This is a genomic window from Bradyrhizobium sp. ISRA430 (assembly GCF_029909975.1).
Taxonomy (GTDB): Bacteria; Pseudomonadota; Alphaproteobacteria; order Rhizobiales; family Xanthobacteraceae; genus Bradyrhizobium.
The window spans coordinates 1,142,594-1,168,305 of the sequence record NZ_CP094516.1 but is presented as its reverse complement, the minus strand read 5'-3'; the positions used below and the strand labels follow the sequence as shown (position 1 = coordinate 1,168,305).

Below are 25,712 nucleotides of genomic sequence, written 5' to 3'. Positions count from 1 at the left end.
TTCCGCCGGCCATCTTGCCGGGCTACATCGGATCGGATCACTTGGATTGCGTGGAGATCAAATGTCGGTTGAGCCTGAGACCATGACCGGACCCCGCCTGCCCTCGCCGCGCCTGCGCGCGCTGCCGATGGTCATCTTCGGCTCGCGTTGGCTGCAATTGCCACTCTATCTCGGGCTGATCGTCGCGCAATGCGTCTACATCGCGCTGTTCGTCAAGGAGCTCTGGCATCTCTCCTGGCATGCCCTCGATCTCACCGAGCAGCAGATCATGATGAGCGTGCTTGCGCTGATCGACGTGGTGATGATCTCCAATCTGCTCGTGATGGTGATCGTCGGCGGCTACGAGACCTTCGTGTCCCGGCTCGATCTCCAGGGCCATCCCGACGAGCCGGAATGGCTCGGCCACGTCAATGCGAGCGTGCTCAAGATCAAGCTCGCGATGGCCATCATCGGCATCTCCTCGATCGCGCTGCTGCGCACCTTCATCGAGGCCGGCAATCTCGGCTCCGACCGCGCCGGCTTCACCGAAAAAGGCGTGATGTGGCAGGTCCTGATCCACATCACCTTCATAGCCTCGGCGATCGGCATCGCCTTCGTCGACAGGCTGAGCGACAGCGGCGTGCGCAAGCACGCGGAGTAAGGCCGCGCCGGCAGGAGGCTGCCGGCGAGGCCTGGGCATTGATCGCTAGCGCTGATCGCTCGGCAAGGCCTCGAGCTGCGCCAGCGCCTGGTGCAGGCATTCCCTCAGCTTCTGCGCGACCTGTTCGGGTGACACGCCCTTGCCGGCAAGATCGTCCGACACCTTGCGCAAGGTCTCGTCGCCGGTCTTGTTCTCCAGGCTGGCCGTCACCAGTGCGGTCGCGTAGCCTGCCGCCGCGTCGCCCGTGAGCCCGAGCTGCCCTGCGGCCCATAGCCCGAGCAGCTTGTTGGATCGGGCCGTGGCCTTGAACATCAATTCCTCGTCGTGGGCGAATTTGGCCTCAAAACCCTGCTCGCGCTTGTCGAACGTGGTCATTCTCAGCTCCATTGCGTTACGCCGATGATGGGACTGGAAGCGGATCGTCTCCGTGGTTCTCGTCGGTTCAGGATGTTTGAATCTTCCTCCCGGAAACGGAGCGCCGTCAAGCCTGCCTTGAGCGCACGACGAAAACGCAGCCGACGCTCACGGCCGGCTGCCTTTGAGGAAGAGCTGAGAAGGGGCGAGACCTGCGCGGCCGGATGCGATAGGTCGATCAATCCTTGGATCAATCCTTGGCCGCGGCCGCCTCGCGGGCGAGCCGTTCGGCCTTCAGCCGTTCGCGATTGGCATGGAACGCCTTCTGCGCGGCCTCGTAATCGCGCATGGCCTTTTCCGCCTCTACACGCCGCGCGGCATCGCGTGCCTGACGCTGTTCGGGGGTCAAGGGTTTGCGTCGGAAAGAAACGTTCTCGCTCATGCCGAGACAACGCGGAGGCCGCGGCGAAGTTCCGCAAGCCGGCGCTTGGGCGAACCTGCGCGGCAGACCAAAGTCATTAGGATATCAGGTGTTTAGCGACGAAAGCACGATGTTTGCGCCAAGCAGTTTTCAAGGCCGGTGTCCTCAACCGCTCGGCCCTTCCGGACCAGGAATTCGGGTCGCGTCAGGCGGCATGAGCCGCCGTAAGATAAAATATCGAAAACAACCCCATGCACAGTAGCCAGACCCTTCGCCGGCCTGATGTTTCGAACCTCAAATCGTTTGACACGTCGGGCAAAACAGCGGCATCACGCTATCGTCGCAAAGTCCGTCGAGCTGGCGCGGCATCAGGTATCGCTCACGAGGAAATTCTTGCCGCTGTCGGCAAGACGTTCCGCCCCTCAGCCGCTTCGAGAAAGATTGCCGGCTACTCAACTCAGCACGAAGATTTCGGCTTCTCCACAGACTTCGCCGCCTGAGGCGGGTTAAAGTCAGCGCGCCGCGACCCGGTCAGAAATTGATCGCCAGACAGCGTCTTTCAGAACAATGCGCTGGGGCGGTGGAATGGTTGCGGGGTCGGCGGGGCCAATCGCAGCTCCGGGCATCAAGACGGCAAGATGGACTTCGCCATCCGTGTAGTAGCGATCACCTCCACCATTCCTGCCGAGTAGCGTCGGGCCGATGCCCGAGATCTGAAAGAAACTGCTGACAACGCGCGCCTTGCGCAGATCGGCCATCAGAAGATCGCGCTCGGCATCGATGTCCGGAGCGATGTGATGGGTCACTTGTCCCGTATCGTGACTCAGTCCCACACCCCGGTCGAACGTCGCCGAACCGAGCCAGACTGGGCGCATGTCCTTCCCTTTGTCGAGCACCTTCCAGAACCGGACGTGATTGCGCCGGTCTGCGCTGTGCCCATCAGGCTTCTCGAATGCAAGCTGCTCCTTCTCCCCTTGGTAGTACAGGGGACTGACAGGCGCATCGCGGTATGGGCGATCCAGCACGACGCTGCCGATGATTTCGATGCTCGAACGCAATGTAACGGGATCGGCCGCATACCAACCTGCCGCATGCATGGCTCGGACGATGTCTTCCTTGTCGCCAACAAGCCCGACGTTCAACGGATCACCCGGGATGTCGTCCGACGTCCTGGTGACCATCGGCAGTAATGCGAGCCCCGGTTCATGTTCGTGGTGACTCCAGAGGGCCGGCAGGAAAAAATAGGCCAATGCCAGATAAGCCAAAACCAGAACTGCCAGCCAAGAAGCCCACCTCCGCTTCCTCTGGCCTTCGGCGGCACTGGCCTGCGCAGGATTGTTCAAACGAGGATGCCCCGTTGCTAGACCGCGTCATGGCGCGTCAACCGAAGATATCCGGCACAGGCGCAAATCGGAAGCCGTTGGCAGGAGCTCAAGTGCCGCATGAGCGGGTCCGGACAAAGTCGAAAGACGAGCCGGTGGTGGACGTCCCTCGCCCTTCCGCAGCGCACTTCTGCAGCCTGCGTCAATCCTGGACGGCCGCGGCGGCCGATACATCCGCCTCCTTGGATCTCGGTGAATCCAGGTCGCCCGGGAGCGGGACGGGGTCGATCTCAACTTGCTTGTTTCGGTTAAGCCCCAGGCCAATGAGCCCAGTGACCACCAACCCGCCGCCGGCAATCATCAACCAGTGCGGCAATTCCAAAGCCAGCATTGCAGCCTCCCACTGAAAGGAGCGTCTCGCGCAAGCCTGCCCGAGGCGGGAGTAGATTCCCTTTAACGGTGTGAATCAATGCGTCGGCAGCCGATCGACCATGGTGGCCACGATCCGCCGCGGCAGCCCGAGGCCCGATAGCTTCCAGCCCGTCCCCGCAAAATGCATGCTGACACTGCCGGCGTTTTCGCCTCGGCCGAGCCCAAGCGCAAATTCGACCGGCTTGACCGGACTGATCCGCCCGAGGAGGACGAACATGTTTGAAGCGTCCAGATCAGCTAACGATGACATCGTCCCAAAACTGATATTCTCTGCGGCATTGCGGACGATACCGCTGCTCAGCAGCACTGACAGATTCTCCGGCGTGACGAGCTTCGTGGCAAAATCGTCGGCAATCGTCGTGCCAAGCGAAGCGATCGCTGCCCGCTCGATCGGTCGCAGCGGACGTTTCTGCCCGAGCCGTTCGAGGTAGGCGGGCATGAGCTGATGGACGAGGGAATGGCGGACACGCGGCAAGTCGGTCTGCGTCATGACTTGAGAAACGTCACCGCTCCGAACGGCTGAAACGAGGCCCAACACGGAGAGTAAGGCCGATCCGGCATAGATCACGAGGACGGCCAGGACGACAGCAAGGGTGCCGACGATCCATTTCATGGAGGGGCAATCGAGCCCGCCGAGCTTTGTTCCAAGCCCGGATTTCCAAAGCTCAGGACGGAATCGTTAGTAGTTGCCCAAAAGGCTTATGAGACCGATCGCAACGGGGATGACGGCGACGCAAACCCATAACGCGGGCGAACTGGAGCTGAGCCCGGCAACAAGGATGCCGACGCCGAAGACGACGATGAATACCGAGATCGCATAGGCAATCGTTCTGTCCATCGGTCGAAGCGCGGACTTGTCGCCATTCGACTCCGGACCGGGCTAAACGTTCCTGCGCGGCGATGCGGTACCGGCCGCCCCTTCGGCTGAGGGGCCTTTTGCTCGCTCGCCCGCCTTAGCAGTTATGGCCGATAACAATGTTGGCTTTGACCTAATCGGGCGATTAGGCTCCCGGTCCCTTTTGTAACGCGTTTGGGAGTCCCCAATGACTGCTTTCCTAGCCAAGCTGGAGCGTTTTGAAAGCCTCGCGGCCGAATGCGAATTGATCGCTCGTCGATCGGGTGGAGGTGAGCGCGAGCTATACCAGCGGCTGGCGAAGCGCTACCGGGATCTTGCAATAGATATGCGGACACTAATCGCAACATTCGACGTGGCCGCGTAAACTCTTACGAGGGCTACTTGGCGGCAGTGAGCAACGCCACGCGCGGTCACTTCGGCCGCCGGGGCGAAGGCTGCGACATTTTCCGAACGGTTTGCACCGGCGCTCAAGCCCGTGTGCAGCGGCTAGCGCAGTCTAGGACGTGGACTCATTAACGCGAAGCCATAGCCTGATCGAGGCGAGCTGAACGAAAGCAAGATAGTTCGCTGCCAGCTTGTCATAGCGAGTTGCCACGCGACGGCACTGTTTGATCCTGTTGAAGAACCGCTCGACCTGGTTGCGAGCGCGATAGAGATACGGGCTGAAGCAGATCGGATCGCTGCGATTGCTCTTTGGCGGGATGTTGGCCCACGCGCCCTTCTTCATCGCAAGTTCTCTGATCCAGTCGGCGTCATAGCCACGGTCGGCGAGTAACATTGCCCCGGATTTCAGACGAGACAGCAGTTTTCCGGCTAGTCGAACGTCGTGCGCCTCACCGGGGCTCAGCGCCAGCCGTACCGGCAGACCATTGCTATCGACCACCGCATGAATTTTGCTCGTCAAGCCGCCGCGTGACCTTCCCATCGATCGGCGCTGGTTTCTCGTAACGCAGGCTCCATGCTGGTGGACGCGGACAATAGATGTGTCGATCATCTGGACAGCGGCATCATGAGCAGTGGCAAGTGCGTCTATGATGCGGCCCCAGACACCAGCCCGCCGCCAACGGACGAAACGGTTATAGCAGGTCGTGTAAGGGCCAAAATGATCCGGCAGATCGCGCCAAGGTGCCCCGGATCGCAGGACCCAGAAGATGCCGTTTAAAACACGTCGGTCGTTTACCCGAGGAACGCCACGAGGCTTGTTTGGCAGCATCGGCTTGATGGCAAGCCAGTCGGCGAGTTCGTAGCGCATGATTCGTCCCCCCAGTTTGGGAGTTTGAATCATGGGGGGCGGTCCAAGCGCAACGCTTCTGGCCTGGCTCGGCGCTCTCTGGGCAAAGCTTCAGCTAACCGACAGCCCTCGTTGAGTCCGTCGAAAATGATTCAAAGCGGACGTTAGTCGGACCGTGCGGCCGACTCGTCAATTTTCATGATCGGCTGCCTGCCTTGACCTGCTGGCCGACTAGGTCACGCACGATTCAAATTTTGTTTTTTGACCTTGAGGCAGGCAAATCTCCGCCCACTTGGTCGTTGTCACGGTGCGCGGCGATGAACATGGCGACGGCCGACCGGCAATAGGATTCGATTTCGTTGTCGTCCTCTGCTTTCGCCTGATCGAAGCGTGCGATCATCAGGAGATCGGATCCTTTGAAAAGCGCGGCGAACAAGCGGGCGGACCGGAGAGGATCGGGCACGTTCAGAACCGCCTTCGCGTGCAACCGACGCAACAGGGCCTCGATTTCGGCGATGACATGGGCGGGGCCGGCTTCGAAATGGAGCTTGCTTAACGCGTTTTGACTCGTCTTGTCGGCCATGACCATGGCTTCGAGGCTGCGGACGTCTGATCTCAACAGCGTGCGAAGCAGTGATGATCCCACCGCCACGAGCTGATCTTCGACCGAACCGTCGACGCCTTCAAGAAGGGCCTGTGGTGCAAACAACTGATGGCAGCCGGCCGCCATGGCCGCGCCGAACAGCGCCTCCTTGTTCTCGAAGTGCCTGTAGATGCTGAGCTTGGATATCTTCGCTCGCTGGGCGACCTTGTCCAATGTCGTCGCTTGAAAACCCAACTCCACAAAGAGCTCGCGCGCGGCGTCGATGATGGTTTGGCCAAGCGCCTCGTTGGCGGGCCGGCCGCGCCGGCCCTGGCTGTTTTCGGTCACGGCAATTCCAGTACTTGACAGTATCCTAATTCTTGAATTACGATACCATGAAGTATCTGAAATGTGCAAGCCAGGGGGTTAGGGTGACTCCTTCGATGCAACGACGAGCCCTGCTGAAGTTGGCTGCGCTTTCCGCCATCGGCCTCGCCCGCGCTCAGGCCACCGCCAAGCCCACTCGTCTCCCTCCATCCACAACACGGAGCCCATCACCATGGATGACGTCATCATCATCGGCGGCAGCTTTGCCGGTCTCGCCGGCGCCTTGCAGCTCGGCCGCGCCCGCCGCAAGGTCACCGTTCTCGATACCGGTCTGCCACGCAACCGCTTCGCCGGCCACTCGCATGGACTGCTCGGCCACGATCACAAGCCGCCGCTGGACATCCTGGCGGAGGCGCGGCGGCAGTTGGCGCGTTATCCCGCGATCAAGCTTGTCAGTGCCCGGGCCGACAGCGTCTCCGGCGCCATCGACAATTTCTCTGTCCTTACTGGCGATGGTGAAAGCCTTGCGGCGCGTCGTCTGATCCTGAGCTATGGCGTCGCCGACCAGATGCCTGATGTTCCGGGCTACGCCGAAAGCTGGGGCACGTCCATCGTGCCATGCCCCTATTGCGACGGCTTTGAAGTCGCCGGCCAGCATTGGGGCCTCGTCTGGTCCAGCCCGCAGTCGCACAATCAGGTCAGGCTGTTCCACGATTGGACTGACAAGTTGACGCTCTTCGCCGATGGTCACGACATTCCGCCCGATATCCAGGCCGATCTGGCGCGCCGCAACATACCTCTCGTCGATGGCCGGATCGTCGAGATCGCCCATCACCAGGGCCATATCGCCACCGTCAATCTCGATACCGGCCGCAATGTCGCGGTCGACATCCTGTTCGCCAATCCGCGCAACAAGCCGTCCGCAAGCCTGCATGAAGCACTGGGCCTTGCCACCGTGGCTACGCCCGCCGGCATCGTCCTCAAGGTCGACGAACGCCGTCAAACCAGCACGCCTGGCATCTACGCCGCCGGCGACCTCACCACGCCCTTCTTGCCCTCGGTCACCCAGGCATCATCGCAGGGCGCGATGGCGGGTATCTTCGTCCAGCAGTCGATGGTGGTTTGAGAGCGCAGATTCCCTTCTCCGGTTGCCGCGTGCCATCGAATTGGAGTTGAGGAAGAGAACGATGTCGAAAGAACCAATGAACAGCTTCGCCGGAAAATGGGCTCTGATCACCGGGGCGTCGAGTGGCCTCGGCCTCGACTTCGCAGATCTCCTGGCTGCGCAGAAAGTCAATCTCGTATTGGCGGCCCGAAGGCGGGAGTCGATGGAAAAGCTTGCCGCCGATCTCCGCCGCAAATACGGGGTGGACGTGCTGGTCGAGGCGATCGATCTTGCCGCGCCGGGCGCCGCCAGCCACTTGAAAAGCAGTCTCGATGCGAGGTCGGTGACGATCGACATCTTGCTGAACAATGCCGGATACGGCTTGCACGGCGCTTTGTTGGACACGCCGGTCGAGCGCACGACAGACATGATCCAGCTCAACATCACGACGCTCACAGAGCTGACCTACCTGTTCGGCCGTGACATGGCCGCGCGGCGCTCTGGACATATCCTTCTCGTCGCCAGTCTCATGGCCTTCCAAGCCGTTCCCAGCTACGCGGCGTATGCGGCGACCAAGGCATATGTACTCGCCCTTGGCGAGGCCCTGCACGACGAACTCCGCTCGCATGGTGTGGTTGTTACCACTCTCTGCCCGGGGCACACCGCGACGGGCTTCGATGCGGCAGCCGGCGCAGCCACAACGGCCTTGCTGCGCCTCCTCACCATGAAGCCTCGTCCGGTCGCCGCGAGCGGTGTTCGGGCGCTTATGGAAGGAAAAGCCATGGTGATCGCCGGCCTCGCGAACAAGATGGCAGCCTTTTCAAATCGTCTGACGCCGCGATCAATGCAAAGGGCCACTTTGAAAAGAATAGTGGACGGTTAACTGCAGGGGCGCTGGCGTGCGGAGCTCATCGAACAAGCGGGGGCTCTGAAGGCTGACGATGTACACGGAGCTTCGATCCGGATCTGGTCGTTCCTCTCAAGGATCAGCGGAGAATGGATCGCTTCATCCCGTTCGCCCTCGCTGCTCGCTGGAGACGATGCGCGCTTTGGCATCGGACAGTTTAGAGAACAAGGATATGTCATGGCACAGCACAATGCCGATCGAGCCGCCGGCTGGAATGACCAAAGCGGGGAGCGCTGGGTCGCCCACCAGGCCCGGCTCGACGCCATAGCGGCCGTGTTCGGTCAGGCCGCGATCGAAGCCGCCGCGCCCGCGACGGGCGAGCGCGTGCTGGACGTCGGCTGCGGCGCGGGCGCGTCGAGTCTGGCTCTGGCCGCCCGCGTCGGCGCGGGGGGCCAAGTGCTGGGCGTGGACATATCCGAACCGCTGATCGCCCGAGCGCGCGCGCTCGCGCCACAGGATACGCCAACCCTGTTCTGCGTCGCCGACGCCAGCAGCGCCGAGCTGCCCGAGGGGGCGTTCGACATCCTGTTCTCGCGTTTCGGGGTGATGTTCTTCGACGATCCGACAGGCGCGTTCGCCCATATGCGCCGCGCGCTCAAGCCGGGCGGGCGGGTCGCTTTCGTCTGCTGGCGTGGCGCGGCCGAGAACGATTGGATGCGCCTGCCGATGGGCGCGATTAAGGGCATCGTCCCGGCGACCGCGCCGCCCGATCCCGAAACGCCCGGCCCGTTCTCGTTCGGCGACCGGGGGCGGGTGGCGCGCATCCTGACGGGGGCCGGCTTCAACGATATCGCTATCGCGCCCTTCGATGCTTCCGTCCCGTTTGGCGAGGGCGCGACGCGGGACGCGGCGATCGACGACGCGGTGAAGATGACGTTCGAGGTCGGCCCGCTGTCGCGCGCGCTTGTTGATCAGCCCGACGACATCCGCGCCCGCGCCTCGGCCGCGGTTCGTGCCGCCTTCGCGGACTGCCCCGGCGAGCGGTCGGTGATGATCGACGGCGCGACGTGGATCGTCACGGCGCGCAATCCCGCTTAAGCTGATAGCGATTAGCAGGGGGAGACGCCCCTCGCTGGCCTTGATGGCCGCTGCGCTGGCCGGGTGCAAGGATACCGTGGCGCAAAAAGCCGAACCGCCGCGGCCGGTTGTGGTTGCGACCGCGCATTTTGACGCCGAGACCCCGGAGCGGAGCACAGCAGCTTAATGAGTACACAGCCTAGTTCTCCCCTTTTTCCTATTGCGCCATGAAGATGGCTCGCCAGATCAACCGCCGCCGAATCTGGACGGATCATTATAGGCAGGAGGGTCGTCGTGGTCGGTCCGCCAACCACCCGGAGCGGAGTTGTCGCGATAGATCCGCACGCCTCCCGGAGCGACTTCGCTCGGAGTCACAGCTTGGCTGGGACGAACGAGAACCTGCCGCGACCTGGTATGATGTGCCCTTGTGGCGGCATTCGCAGAAGCACTGATCGCGAGCAAAAGACTTAGTGCGAGGACGAGTCCGTTTTTCCAGCACATTGTCCCTCCGTGTAAGGAATGGACCAACGACAACTACGCGGCGACACACTGCGAAGAACAGCTATTCGGCGCAAACCACTGACCTTGCAGTGGATTTCGAACAGATGCAAACAGAGAAGAAGAAAAAACTGGCGGAAGGGGTATCCATCATATTCGCCAAAAATTTACTAGCGGTATCAGCCAACTCGTGAAAATTATTCGCGTAATCAGAACTCGATACCCGCCTACCCACGACAGCCAGTGGCGCTTAGGAGGCGGCTGCGTCCTCCAAACCCACGGTACTTCCGGAAATTCCCAGGTTAGAATGCAGCAATGCGCGAAATGGTTTTGATAGTGGCGGTACTTGGGCTCGTCCCTGTCGGCGCGATCCTCGTGCTATTCGAGCTTTTGGCCGCGCGGCAGCGCAAGAAGCTGCCATGAAGGAGATGAAGTCCCACCTAGAAATGCTCCGCGTCCAAATCGCTGAATGCGAGCGCCTTCAGAAGGCTGAAAAGAGCCCAATTAAGCGGGATGTATTCGCGAGGTTGCTCGTGCGCTACAGGGCTATTGCTGCCGAGCTAGAACAAGCGATAGCAAAACTGCTACCGGCTCCCGACGCCTTACTAGGTCGCAAGTCGAAAGAGCCTTCCCCGGAAAAGGAACAAGAGTAAGGTCGCCTCGGTTGGTGGCCTTTTGACCTGCATGTGCAAGCTGTGGGCAGCACGGCAAAGCCGTACATCCGCTCGTTGCGTCCGGTATGCTGGCTACTTCGGCTAAAGCTGCGAGTGCAGAACTCGCAGTTGGTCCCCAATCACGTCCTCGACAAACGATTTATCGGTAGGCCATTCCCACTGCGTGCACCGACGCTGGAACTGGCGCCCTCAGAACGTCGCTTACGCTGCCTGAGCACAGTCAGCCATTCGCCCAAGGCAACCAAGCCCGGGGCCGTGACAGGATTCGTACACTGAACGTTGAGATTTGCGGACAGCAGACCTCGGTTAGTTGAGAGGTTCGCCTCGAATCTGCTTTGCGAAGGCAAGGTCGTCGTTGAGGCACCATTGCTCCACAACGCGTCCATCCTTGATTCGGAAGATCGACAGCTCATCGACCTGAACACGACGACCGCTGGCGGGCATACCCGCGAACGCACCGAGTGCCCGTAGAGTGATATCGAACGGCCACCCTGTCTTCATCTACGACGATGTCGTCAATGTGCTCGCGCCAGTCCGGAAAGCCGGAACGGAGCCGCTCGATTGCCCGTCGGATACCGTCGTGTCCGTCCCGGGATGGGGCTGGCCTCCACCCCTTCGGCATATGGGCGACGAAGCTTTCGGCATATACCTCGTGGATCGACCGGGTATCGCCCGTGCTCCAGATGTCGTGCAAGCGCTCGATCAGCACCCGCTTCTCCTGCCTTGTCATTGTCAGGCTCATTTTGGATGCCCGCGAGCTTACACCAACCGCCGAGGATCCGACAAAACAGCAACTGTCGTCATCTGTGTCCCGCTAACTTGTAACCTGCCATTTGGCGGGCTCACATCTTCGCGCGCGAGACCTCACGCCAAGGGGCCTTCACCGTATGCGTACGACTAAATTGCGGACATCGTGCACTTCTCAGTTGGGCAATCAGCGACGTAATTGCTCGTGAATAATCTAGGAGCCCGGGTCACGGAGCGGCACTGGTCGAGGTGTTTGGATCAATCCGGCCGCCGGAGCCGAACAACCACCCAGTCTCTAAGTGGAACGCAAACCTGCCCGGCGCCGGAAACTAGATTGCCGACACGCCTTCTCGACGAAACGAATGTGGGCCAGGACGTGTGCGTGTGGGCAGTCGCAAGCTGTTCTATTTTAAGCGTTCGGCCGCCGCAGTTAGCACTGGATAGCGGGCATAGAGCGTGTCGACGCGGTCCCGCCACATCGCCACGAACGCACCCGAGGTGAGACGATCGACCGACTTCCATTCGCGTTTGACCGCCGGCAGCGTGTTGCCCCAGATGGCGCGCTTGCACCACCGCTCGCCTTTTTCCGAGCCCTCCTGGGTTGCGCACATCGACTTCCAGGCAATCCGCTGCGGATGGCTGATGTGTTGGGCGGCTCCTTCCCAGCCCTGCTGGTGGATCAGGTAGAGATCGGAAAAGGTCGGCTTCTTGTGCGTCATTATTTCGAATAGCGCGGCCTCGCTGAGGAACTTGTAGGCGGCACCCATGGCGTTGTCACGAGGATTGAGGATGTCGCCCGATCCGTATTTGTTGAACTCAAACTTGCTAAGCTGGAATAGACCGATATAGGAGCCGGTGCGTTGCTTGGGATTGAAATCGGATTCGATTTTGGCGACCGCCTTCATGAAATTGGCATCGACACCGAACGCTTCGGCCGCGCGTTCGATCTCCTGGACGGGCGTTCCGAGCGGAATGTCGCTCAACGCCGACAAGGCGATCTTCGCGGGTTTCTCCGGCGGCGGAATTTCCGAGTAGACGTAGTACTTCAGATACGACGGTTTGCCTTCGCCCGGATTGGGCGGGGCCGCGGGCGGATGGTCCTGCTGTGGCATCGCCTCGTTTTCTGGCGGCGCCGCCTCGAGGCTGGCGACCTGCAACATTGGCCCTTGCGAACTGGCTACATCGGACGGCAGCACCGAGTCCGGCGCCGCGGCGCTGAATCCCGCCGCGACGATCGCATTAGCCGATGATCTTGTATCGAATTTCGCCTCGATGACCGGGGTCTGAAACGCTGCGCGGGCATTTGTCAGGACCATCGTCACATTCAGCGGGATGGCGCCGAATGCATCAGCAACTCTCGCATTCGGCGTTGCGACGCTCGGGCGCGATACCGCGATCTGATGAATCGTGGCAAGCGAAGTCGCGGTCAGCAGGCCGGCAATGCAGCTTGCTTGCCAAATCTTCAATGTCGCCAGCCGCGCGGCCGCGGTTCCCCCATTCATGTCCCCGACTTGGCACGCAGATTAAGGAGGCGGAGAGAAGACAATGGGGCACACCTGTGGCGCAGGTGCGGTCAGTTTCGGCCGCGTCGCCAAGATCGCCCAAATTGGAAGTTGCAGTCTTGCTGCGCCTCCTGCCGACGAACAGGACGGGCTCTGCCTAGCCACCGCCAGCAAGCAGGCCCCCTCAGGTCCGGACTGGATTCACGAAGTAAAGCACGACAGCTAGCGGATACTGGTCACCGGGGAGAACACCTTCAGCCTGTCGCGCGACGTTCAACGTGCTCAATACCCCCTTTGACTTGGCCTTTGCACCGCCGGCGGCAAACAGACCGCCTGCGGGACGGCCTATCGGCAGGGCAAAGCCGGTGATCACTTTCTTACGGCAGCGCCCCTCTCAGATCTGCGACACCAAAATCCGAGGTGGCTCGACCAGCGTTTTCGGCAGGTCCGACATTTCGAGCAAGGATCGCGCCGAGCACCAGCAGGAGCATCGCAACCGTCAGTCCGTTCAAGATTGCAACTGAGTATCGATTGAACCAATTGCGCATCATACATCACCCGTGCGCACCGCCCCCGCTGGAGCTTGCTCGTCGAGTCGTCAGGCGATTTGGTGGCGCGGCGGTGGCATGCCCCGAATTGCGCGGCTTGCTCTCCCCGCTGCGCCGATTTGCCTAAAGCTCCGGCTTAACCGTACAGCTTTCGGCCTCGCGCGCGCCTGCGCCGACGTGTTCGCTGTCCATAGGTCAACGCCGCGAAGGCGATGATCCCAATTGCGTCGACGAGAAGCGTATACGTCTCCACAGCCGTTCCTTCGTATGGGCGCGAAGTGTGTGCGCAGGCTAATCGAGTTCACTATCTCCCCTCGGTTCGCTTTGCGACACTGGGCGGCGCTTTGCCTTGCCGGCGGCCTTCGGGCGGACCGTTTTGCATTCCAGGACCGCGAGTGCGCGCCGTCTGTGCGTTGGCGTGCATCCAGTGACGGGAACTTTGGAGAGCGCGAGCAGTTGATCAGCAGTCCCCGACAAGCGGAGTTTCTCCCATGCGCGAGAAGCGCAGGCTGGCAGCGCCAGCGGCGTCCGCCCGCACCACCAAGGCATCGATTGAACCTCTGAGGACCGGTTATGCCTTAATCGTCGACGGTCATGTCAAGGCGACCTTCGCGGCGAAAGCGAGCGCCCTGGAAGCTGGCACACAGCTCAAGAACCGATTCCCTCGGCTTCAGGTCAAGATCTACGACGCCGAGAACAAGCTCAGCGAGACTGTTGAGATCGCCCGCGCTTGACGCGCCGATCGGCGGCCCGTTTGGAGTTGGCACCATGAGCGCCTCGAGCACAGGCGACCAACGAGCCATGACCATCTTGCGCGAATTGCGCGAGGCCGAGAAAGAGTTAGTCGGCAAAGCCGTCGTCTTGACTGACGGCAAGGCTGGCACAATCGATGGCGTCTTCCTCGATGACGAGCATGGGCTCCGCATCTCGATCGCGGGGCATGAGGGTCGATGGCCGATCTCAACGGTGAAGCAAATCGAGAGCTGATCACCCACGGCCTTGCAGCCTGCATCGATGACGGTAGGGCGTCGGGCCGAATTAGGCGCGGTGCCGAGCGGGCTGGCGTTATCGATTTAATCGGCCCACCGGAAGGCCGCCGTATAAGCTCGCCTGACCTGATCCGGAGATCAGCCTTTGCCGCCCATTCCGCTGATGTAGCCTGTCTTTGCGGCCACCGCGGCGAGCGGCAGGATCACCTACCCGGTGATATCAGCCATTCGACTATATCGGACGCAACTTTGGTCTGTCGGGACTTCCTAAGCAGACTGTCTCGTTTGTGTCCGGGTGGGAAAGTCTCGGCTTCGTCGCTCAACTGCCGGGCTTCTATAGCAAGCCGTACCTTCAGCGAGGACTTTGGTTTGAACCGGAGGCGCTTCATTGATCGGTCCCCATCCGTGAACCTGCCTCATCGATAAGAACTCGCCGCAGCGGAAAAAGGTTCATGAACGCCCTGTGAACGTTCATTGAACCTGAGCGATTTGACCGGCCCGCAAATTTCTTATCTTCGGCGCATGCGTATGGCGTACGAGCTCTGCCTGGCGACAGCCGGGAAACAGGTCCCATCTGGACCGGATTGGCTCCATGAAATCAAAGCGGATGGCTATCGCCTCCTGGTGATCCGGGATAGCGACCGCGTGCGCCTGATCTCGCGCAATGGCAGCGACTGGACGAGGTGCGCGGCCGCGCTAACGTCTTGGCTGTCGCAGGTTGGAGGAGCTGTGAGGAACTGCAAAGTACAGTTCTTGCGCAAATCATTGATTTTGCTGTGGAGTTCGAACGGCCACGAACAGCGGCGAACAATATACTGGCGGAAGGGGTGGGATTCGAACCCACGGTACCCTTGCGGGCACGCCGGTTTTCAAGACCGGTGCCTTAAACCACTCGGCCACCCTTCCAAGCCTGGAATTGCCGTCGCTTAACGCAGACGGTCGCGCAAGGCAACGCGAAGTTGGCGCCCTCGCCCGACGGCTGAGCCCTTCACCGGAATCGGGACCTGTCAGGCGAGCGTCAGCCTGATCCTCTAGCTTGGGCAGCATCGGTGACACCGCCCAGGGCGTTGCCGGTTGCGAGGCCCGGCTGGAGTCCCCTCCACGTCCGGGCCTTGTTTGTATCGGCAAACGAAAACGCGGCACCCGGGATGAGCGCCGCGTGAAGCTTTGGTCGCTGAGCTGGCGTCAATAACCGCAGGACGCGCAGCCCATCGCCACCGGGGCGTAATAGGAATAGCCGGGCGAAACCATCTCGACGCGCTGGCTGGTGGCGTATTGCGGCGGGATGCGCTCGTACTGGACGCTCGGGGGCGCGACCATCACGGTCTGCGGCACCATCACGGTGCGGTACTGCGCCGGCGTGCGGTGCGCGACCACGGAGCCCGGCGAAACCATCACGGTCTCATCGACGGTGCGATACTGCGGCGGCACGTATTGCTGCTGATAGCAGGTCGTACAGGGCGGCGGCGTGTAGCAATTGTAGCAGCCCGCGGAGGCGGCATTCGTCATCGAAATGGCGGCGACGGCAGTTGCGAAAACGACAGCGAGAGTACGAGACATTTTGGTGGCGCCCCAGTTGCCCGAAATGATTTGGATGCGAAGGTCGGCGCCCACCAATATACGCCGCTAAATCCAAAGCTGCCGAAGTTCGTCGAGGCATCCTTAACGCGACCGGCAGGGGTTTGCCGGTCGCTAACAACTCGTTGACCATCCGCATCCCACGGACGGAGCAGTGCTTACTTGCCGCGCCGCTTCACCTCGCGCACCGCGCCGCGCGCAGCGCTGGTGGTGAGTGCAGCATAAGCCTGCAGCGCGGTCGAGACGTTGCGCTTGCGGTTCGTCGGCTGCCAGGCGGCATCGCCCTTCGCCTCTTCCGCCGCACCGCGCTTGGCAAGCTCCTCGTCGGAGACCTCGAGCTTGATGCTGCGATTCGGAATGTCGATCGCGATCTTATCGCCATCGCGCACGAGGCCGATGTTGCCGCCTTCGGCGGCTTCCGGCGACAGATGCCCGATCGACAGGCCGGACGAGCCGCCGGAGAAGCGGCCGTCGGTGACGAGCGCGCAGGCTTTGCCGAGGCCCATCGATTTCAGGTAGCTCGTCGGATAGAGCATCTCCTGCATGCCGGGGCCGCCGCGCGGCCCCTCATAGCGCACGACCACGACCTCGCCGGCTACGACCTTGCCACCCAAAATGCCTTCAACCGCAGCGTCCTGGCTCTCGAACACGCGCGCGGGGCCGGAGAATTTCAGGATCGAGGCGTCGACGCCTGCGGTCTTCACGATGCAGCCGTCCTGCGCGAGATTGCCGTAGAGCACGGCGAGGCCGCCGTCCTTGCTGAAGGCGTGCGCGAGATCACGCACCACGCCCTTCTCGCGATCGGTGTCGAGCTCGTCGTAGCGGCGCTCCTGGCTGAAGGCGACCTGGGTCGGGATGCCGCCGGGCGAGGCGCGATAGAAGGTGCGCACCGCTTCGCTCTTCGAGCGCTTGACGTCCCAGCGCTCCAGCGCATCCGCCATCGTCGGCGCATGCACGGTCGACACCTTCGTGTCGATCAGGCCGGCGCGGTCGAGCTCGCCAAGAATGCCCATGATGCCGCCGGCACGGTGCACGTCCTCGACATGAACGTCGGCAACCGACGGCGCGACCTTGCAGAGCACGGGCACGCGGCGCGACAGGCGGTCGATGTCGCGCATGGTGAACTCGACCTGCCCTTCATGGGCAGCGGCGAGTAGATGCAGCACAGTGTTGGTCGAGCCGCCCATGGCGATGTCGAGCGTCATCGCGTTCTCGAACGCCTTGAAGTTTGCGATGTTGCGCGGCAGCACCGACGCATCATCCTGCTCGTAGTAGCGGCGGACGATATCGACGATGGTATGGCCGGCCTCGACGAACAGCCGCTTGCGGTCGGCATGCGTTGCGACCACCGAGCCGTTGCCGGGCAGTGCGAGGCCGAGCGCCTCGGTCAGGCAGTTCATCGAGTTGGCGGTGAACATGCCCGAGCAGGAGCCGCAGGTCGGGCACGCCGAGCGCTCGATCACCTTGACGTCGTCGTCGCTGACCTTGGAATCGGCCGCCGCAACCATGGCGTCGATCAGGTCGACGGCCTTGGTCTTGCCCTGCAGCTTGACCTTGCCGGCCTCCATCGGTCCGCCCGAGACGAACACGGCGGGAATGTTGAGACGCAGCGCCGCCATCAGCATGCCGGGCGTGATCTTGTCGCAATTGGAGATACAGACGAGGCCGTCGGCGCAATGCGCATTAGCCATGTACTCGACGCTGTCGGCGATCAGCTCGCGCGACGGCAGGCTGTAGAGCATGCCGTCGTGGCCCATCGCTATGCCGTCATCGACCGCGATGGTGTTGAACTCCTTGGCGATGCCGCCGGCCTGCTCGATCTCGCGCGCCACGAGCTGGCCGAGGTCCTTGAGGTGGACGTGGCCGGGGACGAACTGGGTGAAGGAGTTGACGACCGCGATGATCGGCTTGCCGAAGTCCGCATCCTTCATGCCCGTCGCGCGCCAGAGGCCGCGGGCGCCCGCCATGTTGCGGCCGTGGGTGGTGGTGCGGGAGCGATAGGCTGGCATGGCGGTTTCCGTCCTTGTTGGGTGGGCCGGGCGGGAAAATTTCCGAGCCGCCTCAGGCCTTTCCGGCCGGATAGCGCACGGGGCCACCGGGTGCAACGAGAACTTGCCCCGAATGAGGCTGGACCGGCCTTGCGCAGGCCTCCCCTGCTCCGTGCGCAGCCTCAAAGGCGAACGTCGCGAACGCATGATGAGGGGGAGCGTGCACGCCTGAGCGTCGGATCGCATCAGCAGCGCTGCACATGATGAGCCGCGAGCGCAACGGTATTTGCGTCCGTAGTGATCCGGATTGGAATCCCAGCCCGATCCCACGTACATCGCGCAGGTCGATCGGCGGCCACAAGGGCATCATCCTCTGATCGCGCACCAAGGGGCTTGGGGGCCATACGGGCGGGGATTTGAAGGCTGGGGCAAGGTTACGAGGTCCGGACTCCTAGGCACTCCGGACCTCGTGCTTTTCCCGATTGAACGCGACATCGCGCCGCCAGCTCGATGAGCCATGCGGCGCGAACTCGTTTTGGGCCGCGTTGCCAGCCGTCTTGCCCGTTTCAGTTCGGCACGTTCCGTGCGAGATCCTCGAGCCAAGCCGCAGCACTGGAATCCGATGGCGCACGCCAATCGCCGCGCGGCGACAACGAGCCGCCGGCCGAAACCTTCGGTCCGTTCGGCATGGCCGAGCGCTTGAACTGGCTGAAGGCAAAGAAGCGTCGCAGGAACACTTCCAACCAGCGTCGGATCTCCGCCAGATCATAGGCCCTGCGCCGATCGCTGGGGAAGGCCGGCGGCCATGCGCCCTCGGCGACGTCCTTCCACGCATGCAGCGCCAGGAAGGCGATCTTGGACGGCCGCATGCCGAAACGCAGTGTGTAGAACAGGTTGAAATCCTGCAGCTCGTAGGGGCCGACCGAAGCTTCCGTGCTCTGCGGTTTCTCGCCGGGCTTGACCGGAACCAGCTCGGGCGAGATCTCGGCCACGAGGATCGACGCAAGCGTCCGGTTCACGTCGGCGCTGAACTGCTTCGACGCGATCACCCAGCGGATCAGATGCTGGATCAGTGTCTTCGGCACGCCTGAATTGACGTTGTAATGTGCCATCTGGTCGCCGACGCCATAGGTGCACCAGCCGAGCGCGAGCTCGGAGAGATCGCCGGTGCCGATGACGATGCCGCCGTGATGGTTGGCGAGCCGGAACAGATAGTCCGTGCGCAGGCCCGCCTGCACGTTCTCGAAGGTGATGTCGTAGACCGCCTCGCCCTTGCCGAAGGGATGGCCGATGTCCTTCAGCATCTGCGTCGCCGCGGGGCGGATGTCGAGCTCCTGCGAGCTCGCCTGCAACGCCTTCATCAGCGCCAGCGCGTTGGTCTTGCTCTCGCTGCCGGTGGCAAAGCCCGGCAGGGTGTAGGCAAGGATGTTGCTGCGTGGCAGGCCGAGCAGGTCGACGGCCTTGGCGGCGACGATCAACGCGTGAGTGGAATCAAGACCGCCCGAGACGCCGATCACGACGCGCTTGGTGCCGGTCGCACGCATGCGCTGCACGAGGCCGGCGACCTGGATGTTGTAGGCCTCGTAGCAGTCCTGCTCGAGCAGGCTCTCGTCGCTCGGCACGAATGGAAAGCGCTCGACCTTGCGCAGGAAGCCGATGTCGGCGGCCGGCGGCTTCAAGGCGAAGGCGACCTTGCGGAAGCTGCCCTCGCGCTGCCTGCGGTTGTCGTCGAACGTGCCCATCAGCGATCGCTCCTGCCGCAGCAGATCGAGATCGATGTCAGCCATCGTGATTTGCCCGTCCTGACGGAAACGCTCGCCCTCGGCCAGCAGCACGCCGTTCTCGTAGATCGAGGTCTGGCCGTCCCAGGCGAGATCTGTCGTCGACTCGCCCGCGCCCGCGGCGGCGTAGACATACGCCGCAAGGCAGCGTGCCGAGGTGGATTGACACAGCAGCGCACGTGAGCGCGCCCGGCCGATCGTGATCGGGCTGCCCGACAGATTGATCAGCACGCTGGCGCCGGCGAGCGCGAGTTCGGAGGCCGGCGTCACCGGGATCCACATGTCCTCGCAGATCTCGACGCCGATGCTGAGGCCGGGAACGTCCTCGGCCGCGAACACGAGATCGACGCCAAGGGGCGCACGGAGCTGTCCGATCTTGATCGTCTCGCCGACGATGCCGGCGCCGGAGGCGAAATGCCGTCCCTCATAGAATTCGCGATAGGTCGGCAGGTAAGTCTTGGGCACGACGCCGAGGACGCTGCCGCGATGGATGACGACGGCGCAATTGTAGATGCGGGCACCGAAGCGCAGCGGCGCGCCGACGATCAGGACAGGCATCAGGGCCGCCGCCCCCTCGACGATCGCGGCAAGCCCGCGCTCGACCGCGTCGAGCAGCGGATCCTGCATGACGAGGTCTTCGATCGCATAGCCGCACAGGCACAACTCCGGAAAGACAGCGACCGCCACCGACTGCTTATGGCAAGCAGTCGCCGCCGCCAGGATGGCCTTCGCATTGGCCGAGGGATCGGCCACCTGGGAGGTGGTGACGCAGGCCGCCACGCGGGCAAATCCGTGGGCATAGATCGAGTGGAAGCTCATCCTAACCGCAGTACCTTCTGTTCACTGGCAACCTCAAGCAGTTGCGAACTCATTCTTAGCTGATCGACGCATGCGGGGGCAGGCAATTCGCCGACATGCATAGTGAATATGCAAACCGGCTGGATCAGGCGCTGCGCGCCAGGACGTCGGTCAAATCGTCGCGCAACCACTGTGCGATCCGAGGCCAGGCCTGAGCATGGGTCCGCGCCCCCATGAACAGGCCGAGGTGAGTGCTGGGCTCGGAGGCCGCCGCGACGAAGGCCGGCGGCGTTCCGAGAAGATGGGCAGTGGCCAGCGCCTGCCCAGCCGGCACGACGTCGTCGTCGAGCCCGGCCAGCAGGAAGGCCGGCGCCTTGACGTCCTTCAGGTGGATCTCGCGGCCGAGTGCGGTGAAGTTGCCGGCCGCGATCCGGTTCTCCCGGAAGACCCAGTTGACGATCTGAAGATAATAGGTGCCGGGCAGATTGAGTGTTTCGGCGTTCCAGTGGTCGAAGCGTTGAAGCAACGCCGCGCCTTCGTCGTCGGACAAGTCCATCTGCAACGCCGCCACGATATCGTCGCGGGTCGGCGCGTTCGACCAGACGCGGAGCATCTCCTCGCCGCTGACGTTGCCGCCGCCGCGCGCCACGATCTGGTCGTAGACCAGCTCCGGTGCGTTGCGGACGAGCCTGGACAGCGCCGAGTCGATCGAGAGGTCGACGGGCGCGCCGACCAGCACGAGCCGCCGCACCTTGGCGGGAAAGCGCGCCGCGTAGATCAGCGACAGCCAACCGCCCTGGCACAGGCCGATGAGATCGACCGGCCCGCCGATCTCATCGATGGCGACATTGAGATCGCCGAGATAGCTGTCGATCGAGAGATAGCGCATCTCAGGCGATGCCGAGCGCCAGTCCGTGAGATAGACCCGCTCGATGCCGCCGTTCTGAAGGGATTCCACGACACTGTGCCCCGGCGCGAAATCGGCGATCAGCGCCCGATGCAGCGCATAGGGCGCGCAGACCAGGGCCGGCTGACTGGATCGCGCCCCGCCGAAACGGCGCAGAAGCATGGTCGGAAGCTCCAGCGCGATGGTGTTTTGCGTCGTCCACGGCAGGCTGCTGTCGCCCTGCTCCACTGGTGTGCGCTCCAGCCACCAGAAGCAGGCGTCCATGGCGAGCCGTGCTGCCGCAAACGGCCAAAGCAGCGGATCGTCCGGGACATGCCCTGATCCGGTTGGCCGTTTGTGGGTCTTCTCCGCCACGACTATTTCACCATCGTCATAAGAACGCCTCGAGGCTGACGACGGAAATGCCGAGCTCGCGAAAACTCTGATGGGTCGCAGCCACCGAGCCGTCGAGATCGATGCCGCGGCAGGCATCCTCGATGACCGCAACCTGAAGGCCCGCCTTGCGGGCATCCTCCGCCGAAAAACGCACGCAGAAATCGAGCGCGAGACCGGCAATGAAGACCGTCTTCAGCTCGCGTTCTCGCAAATATCCGAGCAGACCGGTCGGCGTCCTGTGATCGTTCTCGAACAGCGCCGAATAGGAATCGATGCCGCGGCGAAATCCCTTGCGTACCACGAGGTTCGCCCGGGTGACGTCCAGATCGCGATGGAAAGCGGCGCCGGCCGTGCCCTGCACGCAATGGGAGGGCCACAGCACCTGTGTGCCATAGCCGAGCTCGATCGTCTGGAACGGCTGCCTGCCCGCATGGTTCGCCGCGAAGGATACGTGATCGTGCGGATGCCAGTCCTGGGTCAGCACGACATTGGCGAATTTTCGGGCGATGCGGTTGATCGCGGGGACGACCTTCTCGCCGCCGGGAACTGCGAGCGCCCCGCCGGTGCAGAAGTCGTTCTGCACGTCGATCACGAGCAGCACGTCGTGGTCGGAGATCTTCATCGGAGCCTCTCCCGTGCATCCGGCGCGCCAAGCACCGGCCCCTCCAATGTCGATCTTCCCTCGCCGGTTCGCAACCGCCTCCCCGGCCGCGCGGGGCGATGTCGCAGGATTTGTTCGTTCCTCTCGGGTGCAACGGTTTGGCCTCGCCAGTGTTGACTACCCGCGCCCGGCGGCGGATTCTCAAACCGTTCGCCAATTGCGGATCGAAGGACTGGAGGCAAAGGTTCCCGCAGCCGGCGAGGCCGCGGCAGCCGCATCGCCATGAGCATCGGCAAGACAGGACAGACGATTCTTCTCGCCGATATCGGCGGCACCAACGCGCGTTTCGCGCTGAGCCGGGGCGATCAGATCGGAGCGATCGACTATGTGAAAGTTGCCGACTTCCCGACGGTCCGGGAAGCGATCGGCGATGTTCTCGCGCGCTGGTCCAGTAGCGAGCAGCCCAAGAGGGCCGTGCTGGCCGTCGCAGGTCCCGTGACCAACAACCGCTGTGTCATGACCAACAGCCCGTGGGTCATCGACGGCAACGAGCTTCAGCCGGCACTCGGCTTCGACCGGGTGCATGTGCTCAACGATTTCGAGGTGGTGGCCTGGTCCCTGCCCGCCCTGCAACCCGCCGACCTGATCCCTCTTGGCGGCCAAGGTGGCCTCGCCGGAGAGCCGTTGCTGGTCATCGGGCCCGGGACCGGCTTTGGCGTCTCATGCCTGATCGAACGCCATGGCGCCCGGCTGGCGGTCGTCACCGAGGCCGGACATGCGACCCTGCCGGCGGAAAATGAGCGCGAGGAGCGCGTGATCGCATGCATGCGCCAGCGCTTTGGCCATGTCTCCATCGAGCGCGGCGCGCTATCCGGCTCGGGTCTGCAGAGCCTCTACGAGGCCCTCGCCGAGGTCGACGGCGCCCAGGCGCCGAAGCGCAACGCGGCTGAGATCACACAGGCGGCGCTTGACGGCAGTTGCAGTATCAGCCGCGGGACGCTGGAGATGTTTTGCGCCATCCTAGGCTCCGTCGCCGGCAATCTGGCGGTGACGTTCGGGGCCCGCGGCGGCGTCTATGTCGCCGGCGGTATCGCGCCGCGCTTTCCGGAGTTCCTTGCGGCTTCCGCGTTCCGGGCACGCTTCGAGGCCAAAGGACGCTTCCAGGACTATCTGCACAACATCCCGAGCTGGCTCGTCATAAAGTCCGATGCGAGCTTCGTCGGGCTCAAGATGTTTGCCGATCACAGCGCCGATTGACTTGCGCCATCACAGATAGTCGGGCCGGCGCAGCGCGTTGCCGGCAGTAATTCACAGATCATTAGCTCGAACGCCGCATTCCGCGCAGGATCGCACTTGCCTGTCTGTTTCCACTGGGAAACAATTCAACCGTGCGTGGCGTGTCGGATGGGGCGTAGCATGCGTAAACCAGACATCGGCTTCGACTATCACCGCTATCACCGCTTGCTGAGCGAAGCGGACGACGAGGACAAGCAGCTCGCCCTGATCGAGCTGTTGATCGAGGAAAAGGCCAGGGATCGGCTGGCCGCGCAACGCGCCTCGGACCGCGCCGCGATGACCGCGCAAACGATCGCCAACGTGCTGAGAACGGGCCGCAACTAGTTCTTGATGAACCATCGCCGCTCGCGGCGAGCAGGGGAATCGATTGCGATTTCGTTAAGGATCCCTCGCAATCCCCCATAAAACTTTTTGCCTTAGAAGTTCCCTCGCCTGATGCAATTCAGGGTCAATAAGGGGGGACTGAAGATGAGCATGATTTCACTGGCCGCGATGCCGGCTAGCGTCGAGACGCATTCCAGCGACTATCCTTTCAAGGCCATTATCCTGTTCTGCTGCGCCGGACTTCTGGCCTCCGTGAGCCTGATGGCGCACGGCATCGACATCGCCGCCGGCCTGATCTGACGAAACCTGCGAATTCGAGTGCAGCGGCCGCCCCTTTCGGGTGGCCGTTTTCGCGCTATGGCAGAAGGACTGACCTAATTGGCACCATTCATCGCGCCCTCCGGAAGCCCGTTCACCTGCGGTTCCCGACAACGCCGCGAGACGGCCATGAGTTGGGCGTGAATCGGTCCGCTTTTCTTCAAGTTCCAATGAGGAATTCGGGGGGCCGCGCCGCTGCGGCAGGATAGTCGGGCGCCGCGCCTTTCACCTACCCCAGGGCAAGGCTGCCCGGCTATTCGTCGCCCGCGCAGGTCGCGCGTGGTCAGTGCGAAGCGTTTGTGGATGTCTCCGGAAACAGCGAGTCGATCATGGCCTTGAGCTGGTCGATGGCGATCGGCTTGCGCAGGATCGGTTTGCGGCGGAGCAATGACGGCAGCAATTCCGGCCCGTAGCCCGTCGCGAACAGAAACGGCTTGCCGCGCCGCTCAATCAAATCGGCGACCGGGTCGACGTAGACGCCGAAGAGATTGATGTCGAGGATGGCGAAATCGTATTGCGCGGTCATGGCGAAGGCGCTGGCGTCCCGGACATTGTCCGCCTCCGCGACGACATGGTGGCCAAGCTCCTCCACCATGTCGGCGATCATCATCCGGATCAACGCCTCGTCTTCAACCAGGAAAACGGAGAGTCCGCCAGCCATGTCAACTCCGCAGCCAACACACAAAGCTAATCATAACCGAGGCTGCGGGAGGATTCACGAATTCGTGGCGCGCGGCGTTAACTCTGGCGCGCCCAATCCGATTCAAGTTGATCAATCCAGCCCGCGCTCATGGCTCAAGTGCACCATCTCCTGGATGAAGACTTCCTTCTGCTTGTCGTCGAGACTCGAATAGAGCGGTTCCGCGGCATCGGCGACATTGCGCTGGTCGGCGGCGCGGTCGATCAGGAATTGCGCCTCGTTGCGCATCTGCTCGATGATGTCGTCGGGCGGGTCCCGCTTGGCGCGCGCTATCCGCAGGTTGAGCCGCTCTGCACCATTGTGTCCCAGGTAGTGCATGGCGCTGGAGAAGCCGTACCAATGCTTCTCCTGCTCGGGCGTGAGGTTCAATTCAGTCTTGATCCGCTCGATATAAGAGTCGCTGTTGGCAACGATCTGCTCGGCGGTGAGCTGCGGCGCGCCGTTCTGGGTCAGGACCGTGACGTCCTTGTTGTCCTGCTTGTTGTCTTGTTTGTTGTCTTGGGGCGCGTTCTTGGCTTCCTTGGACGCCTTGGCCCCTTTGCCCGCCTTGGCGCTGCTCTTATCCTTGGCATCCTTGTCCTTGCCCGCACCCTGCTTGGCAGCGTCCTTGGCGGCAGGCGCCTGGTTGCCGTTGTTGTTGCCAACCCCAAGCACCCCGGTGAAAACGCCGACGACGCCGCCGATCGCGCCGCCCAGCACGCCGCCGACGGGACCGGCCGCCTTGTTGCCGGCGGCGGCGCCGTCCTGAACGCCCTTGACCAAACCTTGTGCATTCGCGACCGCGGCCGCACCGAGCAGCAATGCGAGCACGGACCCGAGCGCAAACCATCCTCGCAGGCGATGCCGCGCTGGCGGCGCCGGGTTGATCATTCTGGTCTCCATCGTCGCTCTGA

The 25,712-nt window shown here is 62.6% G+C and carries 28 protein-coding genes, 1 tRNA gene and 2 pseudogenes; 14 read left to right on the top strand and 17 right to left on the bottom strand.

The window, feature by feature from the left end:
* Positions 1 to 61 precede the first annotated feature (61 nt).
* Positions 62 to 640, top strand: coding sequence for a TIGR00645 family protein (locus tag MTX21_RS06070; protein WP_280963908.1), 579 nt, complete (start codon positions 62 to 64; stop codon positions 638 to 640).
* 45 nt (positions 641 to 685) lie between these two features.
* On the opposite strand, the gene MTX21_RS06065 is transcribed toward MTX21_RS06070, so the two are convergent.
* Together MTX21_RS06065 and MTX21_RS06060 are read right to left on the bottom strand one after the other, a co-directional pair.
* Positions 686 to 1,015 (bottom strand): DUF1476 domain-containing protein, encoded by a 330-nt coding sequence (locus MTX21_RS06065; protein WP_280963907.1) that lies wholly within the window; start codon positions 1,013 to 1,015, stop codon positions 686 to 688.
* A 229-nt stretch (positions 1,016 to 1,244) separates the two neighbouring features.
* The gene (locus MTX21_RS06060; RefSeq protein ID WP_280963906.1) at positions 1,245 to 1,436 is read right to left on the bottom strand and encodes a hypothetical protein; all 192 of its coding nucleotides are present in this window, start codon (positions 1,434 to 1,436) and stop codon (positions 1,245 to 1,247) included.
* Positions 1,437 to 1,666: 230 nt separating this feature from the next.
* On the opposite strand from MTX21_RS06060, the gene MTX21_RS06055 reads away from it, so the two are divergent.
* Positions 1,667 to 1,915, top strand: a complete 249-nt coding sequence (locus tag MTX21_RS06055) for a hypothetical protein (protein WP_280963905.1) — start codon at positions 1,667 to 1,669, stop codon at positions 1,913 to 1,915.
* Positions 1,916 to 1,927: 12 nt separating this feature from the next.
* On the opposite strand, the gene MTX21_RS06050 is transcribed toward MTX21_RS06055, so the two are convergent.
* The 4 genes from MTX21_RS06050 to MTX21_RS06035 form a co-directional block, all read right to left on the bottom strand.
* Complete coding sequence (locus MTX21_RS06050; protein ID WP_280970981.1) at positions 1,928 to 2,695, bottom strand: LssY C-terminal domain-containing protein; 768 nt, start codon at positions 2,693 to 2,695, stop codon at positions 1,928 to 1,930.
* Between the two features lie 244 nt (positions 2,696 to 2,939).
* Entirely contained in the window at positions 2,940 to 3,128 is a 189-nt protein-coding gene (locus MTX21_RS06045; RefSeq protein WP_280963904.1) for a hypothetical protein, read from the bottom strand.
* Between the two features lie 75 nt (positions 3,129 to 3,203).
* Complete coding sequence (locus MTX21_RS06040; protein ID WP_280963903.1) at positions 3,204 to 3,782, bottom strand: DUF2939 domain-containing protein; 579 nt, start codon at positions 3,780 to 3,782, stop codon at positions 3,204 to 3,206.
* Positions 3,783 to 3,848: 66 nt separating this feature from the next.
* A complete protein-coding gene (locus tag MTX21_RS06035) occupies positions 3,849 to 4,007 on the bottom strand; it encodes a hypothetical protein (RefSeq protein WP_280963902.1) in 159 nt (52 codons plus the stop codon).
* 205 nt (positions 4,008 to 4,212) lie between these two features.
* Between MTX21_RS06035 and MTX21_RS06030 the strand changes: the two genes are divergently transcribed.
* Complete coding sequence (locus MTX21_RS06030; protein WP_280963901.1) at positions 4,213 to 4,389, top strand: hypothetical protein; 177 nt, start codon at positions 4,213 to 4,215, stop codon at positions 4,387 to 4,389.
* Between the two features lie 132 nt (positions 4,390 to 4,521).
* Here MTX21_RS06030 and MTX21_RS06025 read toward each other — a convergent pair whose 3' ends face one another.
* Both MTX21_RS06025 and MTX21_RS06020 read right to left on the bottom strand, forming a co-directional pair.
* Complete coding sequence (locus MTX21_RS06025; protein ID WP_280963900.1) at positions 4,522 to 5,277, bottom strand: IS5 family transposase; 756 nt, start codon at positions 5,275 to 5,277, stop codon at positions 4,522 to 4,524.
* A gap of 226 nt (positions 5,278 to 5,503) precedes the next feature.
* Positions 5,504 to 6,187: a TetR/AcrR family transcriptional regulator gene (locus MTX21_RS06020; RefSeq protein WP_280963899.1), complete on the bottom strand. Its 684-nt coding sequence runs from the start codon at positions 6,185 to 6,187 to the stop codon at positions 5,504 to 5,506.
* A 211-nt stretch (positions 6,188 to 6,398) separates the two neighbouring features.
* On the opposite strand from MTX21_RS06020, the gene MTX21_RS06015 reads away from it, so the two are divergent.
* The 5 genes and pseudogenes from MTX21_RS06015 (at position 6,399) to MTX21_RS05995 (ending at position 10,346) form a co-directional block, all read left to right on the top strand.
* Positions 6,399 to 7,292 carry an NAD(P)/FAD-dependent oxidoreductase gene (locus tag MTX21_RS06015; RefSeq protein ID WP_280963898.1) on the top strand — a complete coding sequence of 298 codons (894 nt, stop codon included), beginning with the start codon at positions 6,399 to 6,401 and terminating at the stop codon, positions 7,290 to 7,292.
* A gap of 61 nt (positions 7,293 to 7,353) precedes the next feature.
* A complete protein-coding gene (locus tag MTX21_RS06010; RefSeq protein ID WP_280963897.1) occupies positions 7,354 to 8,154 on the top strand; it encodes an SDR family NAD(P)-dependent oxidoreductase in 801 nt (266 codons plus the stop codon).
* A 201-nt stretch (positions 8,155 to 8,355) separates the two neighbouring features.
* A complete protein-coding gene (locus MTX21_RS06005) occupies positions 8,356 to 9,216 on the top strand; it encodes a methyltransferase domain-containing protein (RefSeq protein ID WP_280963896.1) in 861 nt (286 codons plus the stop codon).
* Between the two features lie 43 nt (positions 9,217 to 9,259).
* Positions 9,260 to 9,370 (top strand): annotated as a pseudogene (locus MTX21_RS06000) (efflux RND transporter periplasmic adaptor subunit); the annotation flags it as partial.
* A gap of 742 nt (positions 9,371 to 10,112) precedes the next feature.
* Complete coding sequence (locus MTX21_RS05995; protein ID WP_280963895.1) at positions 10,113 to 10,346, top strand: hypothetical protein; 234 nt, start codon at positions 10,113 to 10,115, stop codon at positions 10,344 to 10,346.
* 1,172 nt (positions 10,347 to 11,518) lie between these two features.
* On the opposite strand, the gene MTX21_RS05990 is transcribed toward MTX21_RS05995, so the two are convergent.
* Positions 11,519 to 12,616: a transglycosylase SLT domain-containing protein gene (locus tag MTX21_RS05990; RefSeq protein ID WP_280963894.1), complete on the bottom strand. Its 1,098-nt coding sequence runs from the start codon at positions 12,614 to 12,616 to the stop codon at positions 11,519 to 11,521.
* Between the two features lie 1,039 nt (positions 12,617 to 13,655).
* Here MTX21_RS05990 and MTX21_RS05985 point away from each other — a divergent pair.
* The 3 genes and pseudogenes from MTX21_RS05985 to MTX21_RS05970 form a co-directional block, all read left to right on the top strand.
* Positions 13,656 to 13,898, top strand: coding sequence for a hypothetical protein (locus tag MTX21_RS05985; RefSeq protein ID WP_280963893.1), 243 nt, complete (start codon positions 13,656 to 13,658; stop codon positions 13,896 to 13,898).
* Between the two features lie 34 nt (positions 13,899 to 13,932).
* Positions 13,933 to 14,151, top strand: coding sequence for a PRC-barrel domain containing protein (locus tag MTX21_RS05980; RefSeq protein ID WP_280963892.1), 219 nt, complete (start codon positions 13,933 to 13,935; stop codon positions 14,149 to 14,151).
* Positions 14,152 to 14,675: 524 nt separating this feature from the next.
* Positions 14,676 to 14,846, top strand: a pseudogene (locus tag MTX21_RS05970) (DNA ligase); the annotation flags it as partial.
* 123 nt (positions 14,847 to 14,969) lie between these two features.
* On the opposite strand, the gene MTX21_RS05965 reads toward MTX21_RS05970, so the two are convergent.
* From MTX21_RS05965 to pncA, 6 genes are all read right to left on the bottom strand, one after another.
* Positions 14,970 to 15,059: transfer RNA gene (locus MTX21_RS05965), tRNA-Ser, on the bottom strand.
* Positions 15,060 to 15,338: 279 nt separating this feature from the next.
* A complete protein-coding gene (locus tag MTX21_RS05960; protein WP_280970980.1) occupies positions 15,339 to 15,662 on the bottom strand; it encodes a hypothetical protein in 324 nt (107 codons plus the stop codon).
* Between the two features lie 227 nt (positions 15,663 to 15,889).
* Complete coding sequence (gene ilvD, locus MTX21_RS05955; protein ID WP_280963891.1) at positions 15,890 to 17,740, bottom strand: dihydroxy-acid dehydratase; 1,851 nt, start codon at positions 17,738 to 17,740, stop codon at positions 15,890 to 15,892.
* A gap of 545 nt (positions 17,741 to 18,285) precedes the next feature.
* On the bottom strand, positions 18,286 to 20,319 hold the full coding sequence (locus MTX21_RS05950) for an NAD(+) synthase (RefSeq protein WP_280963890.1): 2,034 nt from the start codon (positions 20,317 to 20,319) through the stop codon (positions 18,286 to 18,288).
* 124 nt (positions 20,320 to 20,443) lie between these two features.
* On the bottom strand, positions 20,444 to 21,559 hold the full coding sequence (locus MTX21_RS05945) for an alpha/beta fold hydrolase (RefSeq protein ID WP_280963889.1): 1,116 nt from the start codon (positions 21,557 to 21,559) through the stop codon (positions 20,444 to 20,446).
* 16 nt (positions 21,560 to 21,575) lie between these two features.
* Entirely contained in the window at positions 21,576 to 22,202 is a 627-nt protein-coding gene (pncA, locus tag MTX21_RS05940) for a bifunctional nicotinamidase/pyrazinamidase (protein ID WP_280963888.1), read from the bottom strand.
* 261 nt (positions 22,203 to 22,463) lie between these two features.
* On the opposite strand from pncA, the gene glk reads away from it, so the two are divergent.
* From glk to MTX21_RS05925, 3 genes are all read left to right on the top strand, one after another.
* On the top strand, positions 22,464 to 23,438 hold the full coding sequence (gene glk, locus MTX21_RS05935) for a glucokinase (protein WP_280963887.1): 975 nt from the start codon (positions 22,464 to 22,466) through the stop codon (positions 23,436 to 23,438).
* A 159-nt stretch (positions 23,439 to 23,597) separates the two neighbouring features.
* The gene (locus tag MTX21_RS05930; RefSeq protein ID WP_280963886.1) at positions 23,598 to 23,801 is read left to right on the top strand and encodes a hypothetical protein; all 204 of its coding nucleotides are present in this window, start codon (positions 23,598 to 23,600) and stop codon (positions 23,799 to 23,801) included.
* A gap of 144 nt (positions 23,802 to 23,945) precedes the next feature.
* Complete coding sequence (locus MTX21_RS05925) at positions 23,946 to 24,101, top strand: hypothetical protein (RefSeq protein ID WP_280963885.1); 156 nt, start codon at positions 23,946 to 23,948, stop codon at positions 24,099 to 24,101.
* 301 nt (positions 24,102 to 24,402) lie between these two features.
* On the opposite strand, the gene MTX21_RS05920 is transcribed toward MTX21_RS05925, so the two are convergent.
* Positions 24,403 to 24,780, bottom strand: coding sequence for a response regulator (locus MTX21_RS05920; RefSeq protein WP_280963884.1), 378 nt, complete (start codon positions 24,778 to 24,780; stop codon positions 24,403 to 24,405).
* Positions 24,781 to 24,891: 111 nt separating this feature from the next.
* Positions 24,892 to 25,689 carry a Spy/CpxP family protein refolding chaperone gene (locus MTX21_RS05915; protein WP_280963883.1) on the bottom strand — a complete coding sequence of 266 codons (798 nt, stop codon included), beginning with the start codon at positions 25,687 to 25,689 and terminating at the stop codon, positions 24,892 to 24,894.
* Positions 25,690 to 25,712: the final 23 nt, after the last annotated feature.

Excerpts from the sequence above, each read along its gene's own strand:
- MTX21_RS06025 (WP_280963900.1), bottom strand. The coding sequence starts at position 5,277 with ATGCGCTACGAACTCGCCGACTGGCTTGCCATCAAGCCGATGCTGCCA.
- glk (WP_280963887.1), top strand. The coding sequence starts at position 22,464 with ATGAGCATCGGCAAGACAGGACAGACGATTCTTCTCGCCGATATCGGC.
- MTX21_RS06005 (WP_280963896.1), top strand. The coding sequence starts at position 8,356 with ATGGCACAGCACAATGCCGATCGAGCCGCCGGCTGGAATGACCAAAGC.
- MTX21_RS06065 (WP_280963907.1), bottom strand. The coding sequence starts at position 1,015 with ATGACCACGTTCGACAAGCGCGAGCAGGGTTTTGAGGCCAAATTCGCC.
- MTX21_RS05985 (WP_280963893.1), top strand. The coding sequence starts at position 13,656 with ATGCGCGAGAAGCGCAGGCTGGCAGCGCCAGCGGCGTCCGCCCGCACC.
- MTX21_RS06060 (WP_280963906.1), bottom strand. The coding sequence starts at position 1,436 with ATGAGCGAGAACGTTTCTTTCCGACGCAAACCCTTGACCCCCGAACAG.
- MTX21_RS06070 (WP_280963908.1), top strand. The coding sequence starts at position 62 with ATGTCGGTTGAGCCTGAGACCATGACCGGACCCCGCCTGCCCTCGCCG.
- MTX21_RS05915 (WP_280963883.1), bottom strand. The coding sequence starts at position 25,689 with ATGATCAACCCGGCGCCGCCAGCGCGGCATCGCCTGCGAGGATGGTTT.
- MTX21_RS06010 (WP_280963897.1), top strand. The coding sequence starts at position 7,354 with ATGTCGAAAGAACCAATGAACAGCTTCGCCGGAAAATGGGCTCTGATC.
- MTX21_RS06015 (WP_280963898.1), top strand. The coding sequence starts at position 6,399 with ATGGATGACGTCATCATCATCGGCGGCAGCTTTGCCGGTCTCGCCGGC.
- MTX21_RS05995 (WP_280963895.1), top strand. The coding sequence starts at position 10,113 with ATGAAGGAGATGAAGTCCCACCTAGAAATGCTCCGCGTCCAAATCGCT.
- MTX21_RS06040 (WP_280963903.1), bottom strand. The coding sequence starts at position 3,782 with ATGAAATGGATCGTCGGCACCCTTGCTGTCGTCCTGGCCGTCCTCGTG.
- ilvD (WP_280963891.1), bottom strand. The coding sequence starts at position 17,740 with ATGCCAGCCTATCGCTCCCGCACCACCACCCACGGCCGCAACATGGCG.
- MTX21_RS05960 (WP_280970980.1), bottom strand. The coding sequence starts at position 15,662 with ATGACGAATGCCGCCTCCGCGGGCTGCTACAATTGCTACACGCCGCCG.
- MTX21_RS06035 (WP_280963902.1), bottom strand. The coding sequence starts at position 4,007 with ATGGACAGAACGATTGCCTATGCGATCTCGGTATTCATCGTCGTCTTC.
- pncA (WP_280963888.1), bottom strand. The coding sequence starts at position 22,202 with ATGAAGATCTCCGACCACGACGTGCTGCTCGTGATCGACGTGCAGAAC.
- MTX21_RS05980 (WP_280963892.1), top strand. The coding sequence starts at position 13,933 with ATGAGCGCCTCGAGCACAGGCGACCAACGAGCCATGACCATCTTGCGC.
- MTX21_RS06045 (WP_280963904.1), bottom strand. The coding sequence starts at position 3,128 with ATGCTGGCTTTGGAATTGCCGCACTGGTTGATGATTGCCGGCGGCGGG.
- MTX21_RS05930 (WP_280963886.1), top strand. The coding sequence starts at position 23,598 with ATGCGTAAACCAGACATCGGCTTCGACTATCACCGCTATCACCGCTTG.
- MTX21_RS06030 (WP_280963901.1), top strand. The coding sequence starts at position 4,213 with ATGACTGCTTTCCTAGCCAAGCTGGAGCGTTTTGAAAGCCTCGCGGCC.
- MTX21_RS05950 (WP_280963890.1), bottom strand. The coding sequence starts at position 20,319 with ATGAGCTTCCACTCGATCTATGCCCACGGATTTGCCCGCGTGGCGGCC.
- MTX21_RS05990 (WP_280963894.1), bottom strand. The coding sequence starts at position 12,616 with ATGAATGGGGGAACCGCGGCCGCGCGGCTGGCGACATTGAAGATTTGG.
- MTX21_RS05920 (WP_280963884.1), bottom strand. The coding sequence starts at position 24,780 with ATGGCTGGCGGACTCTCCGTTTTCCTGGTTGAAGACGAGGCGTTGATC.
- MTX21_RS06055 (WP_280963905.1), top strand. The coding sequence starts at position 1,667 with ATGCACAGTAGCCAGACCCTTCGCCGGCCTGATGTTTCGAACCTCAAA.
- MTX21_RS05925 (WP_280963885.1), top strand. The coding sequence starts at position 23,946 with ATGAGCATGATTTCACTGGCCGCGATGCCGGCTAGCGTCGAGACGCAT.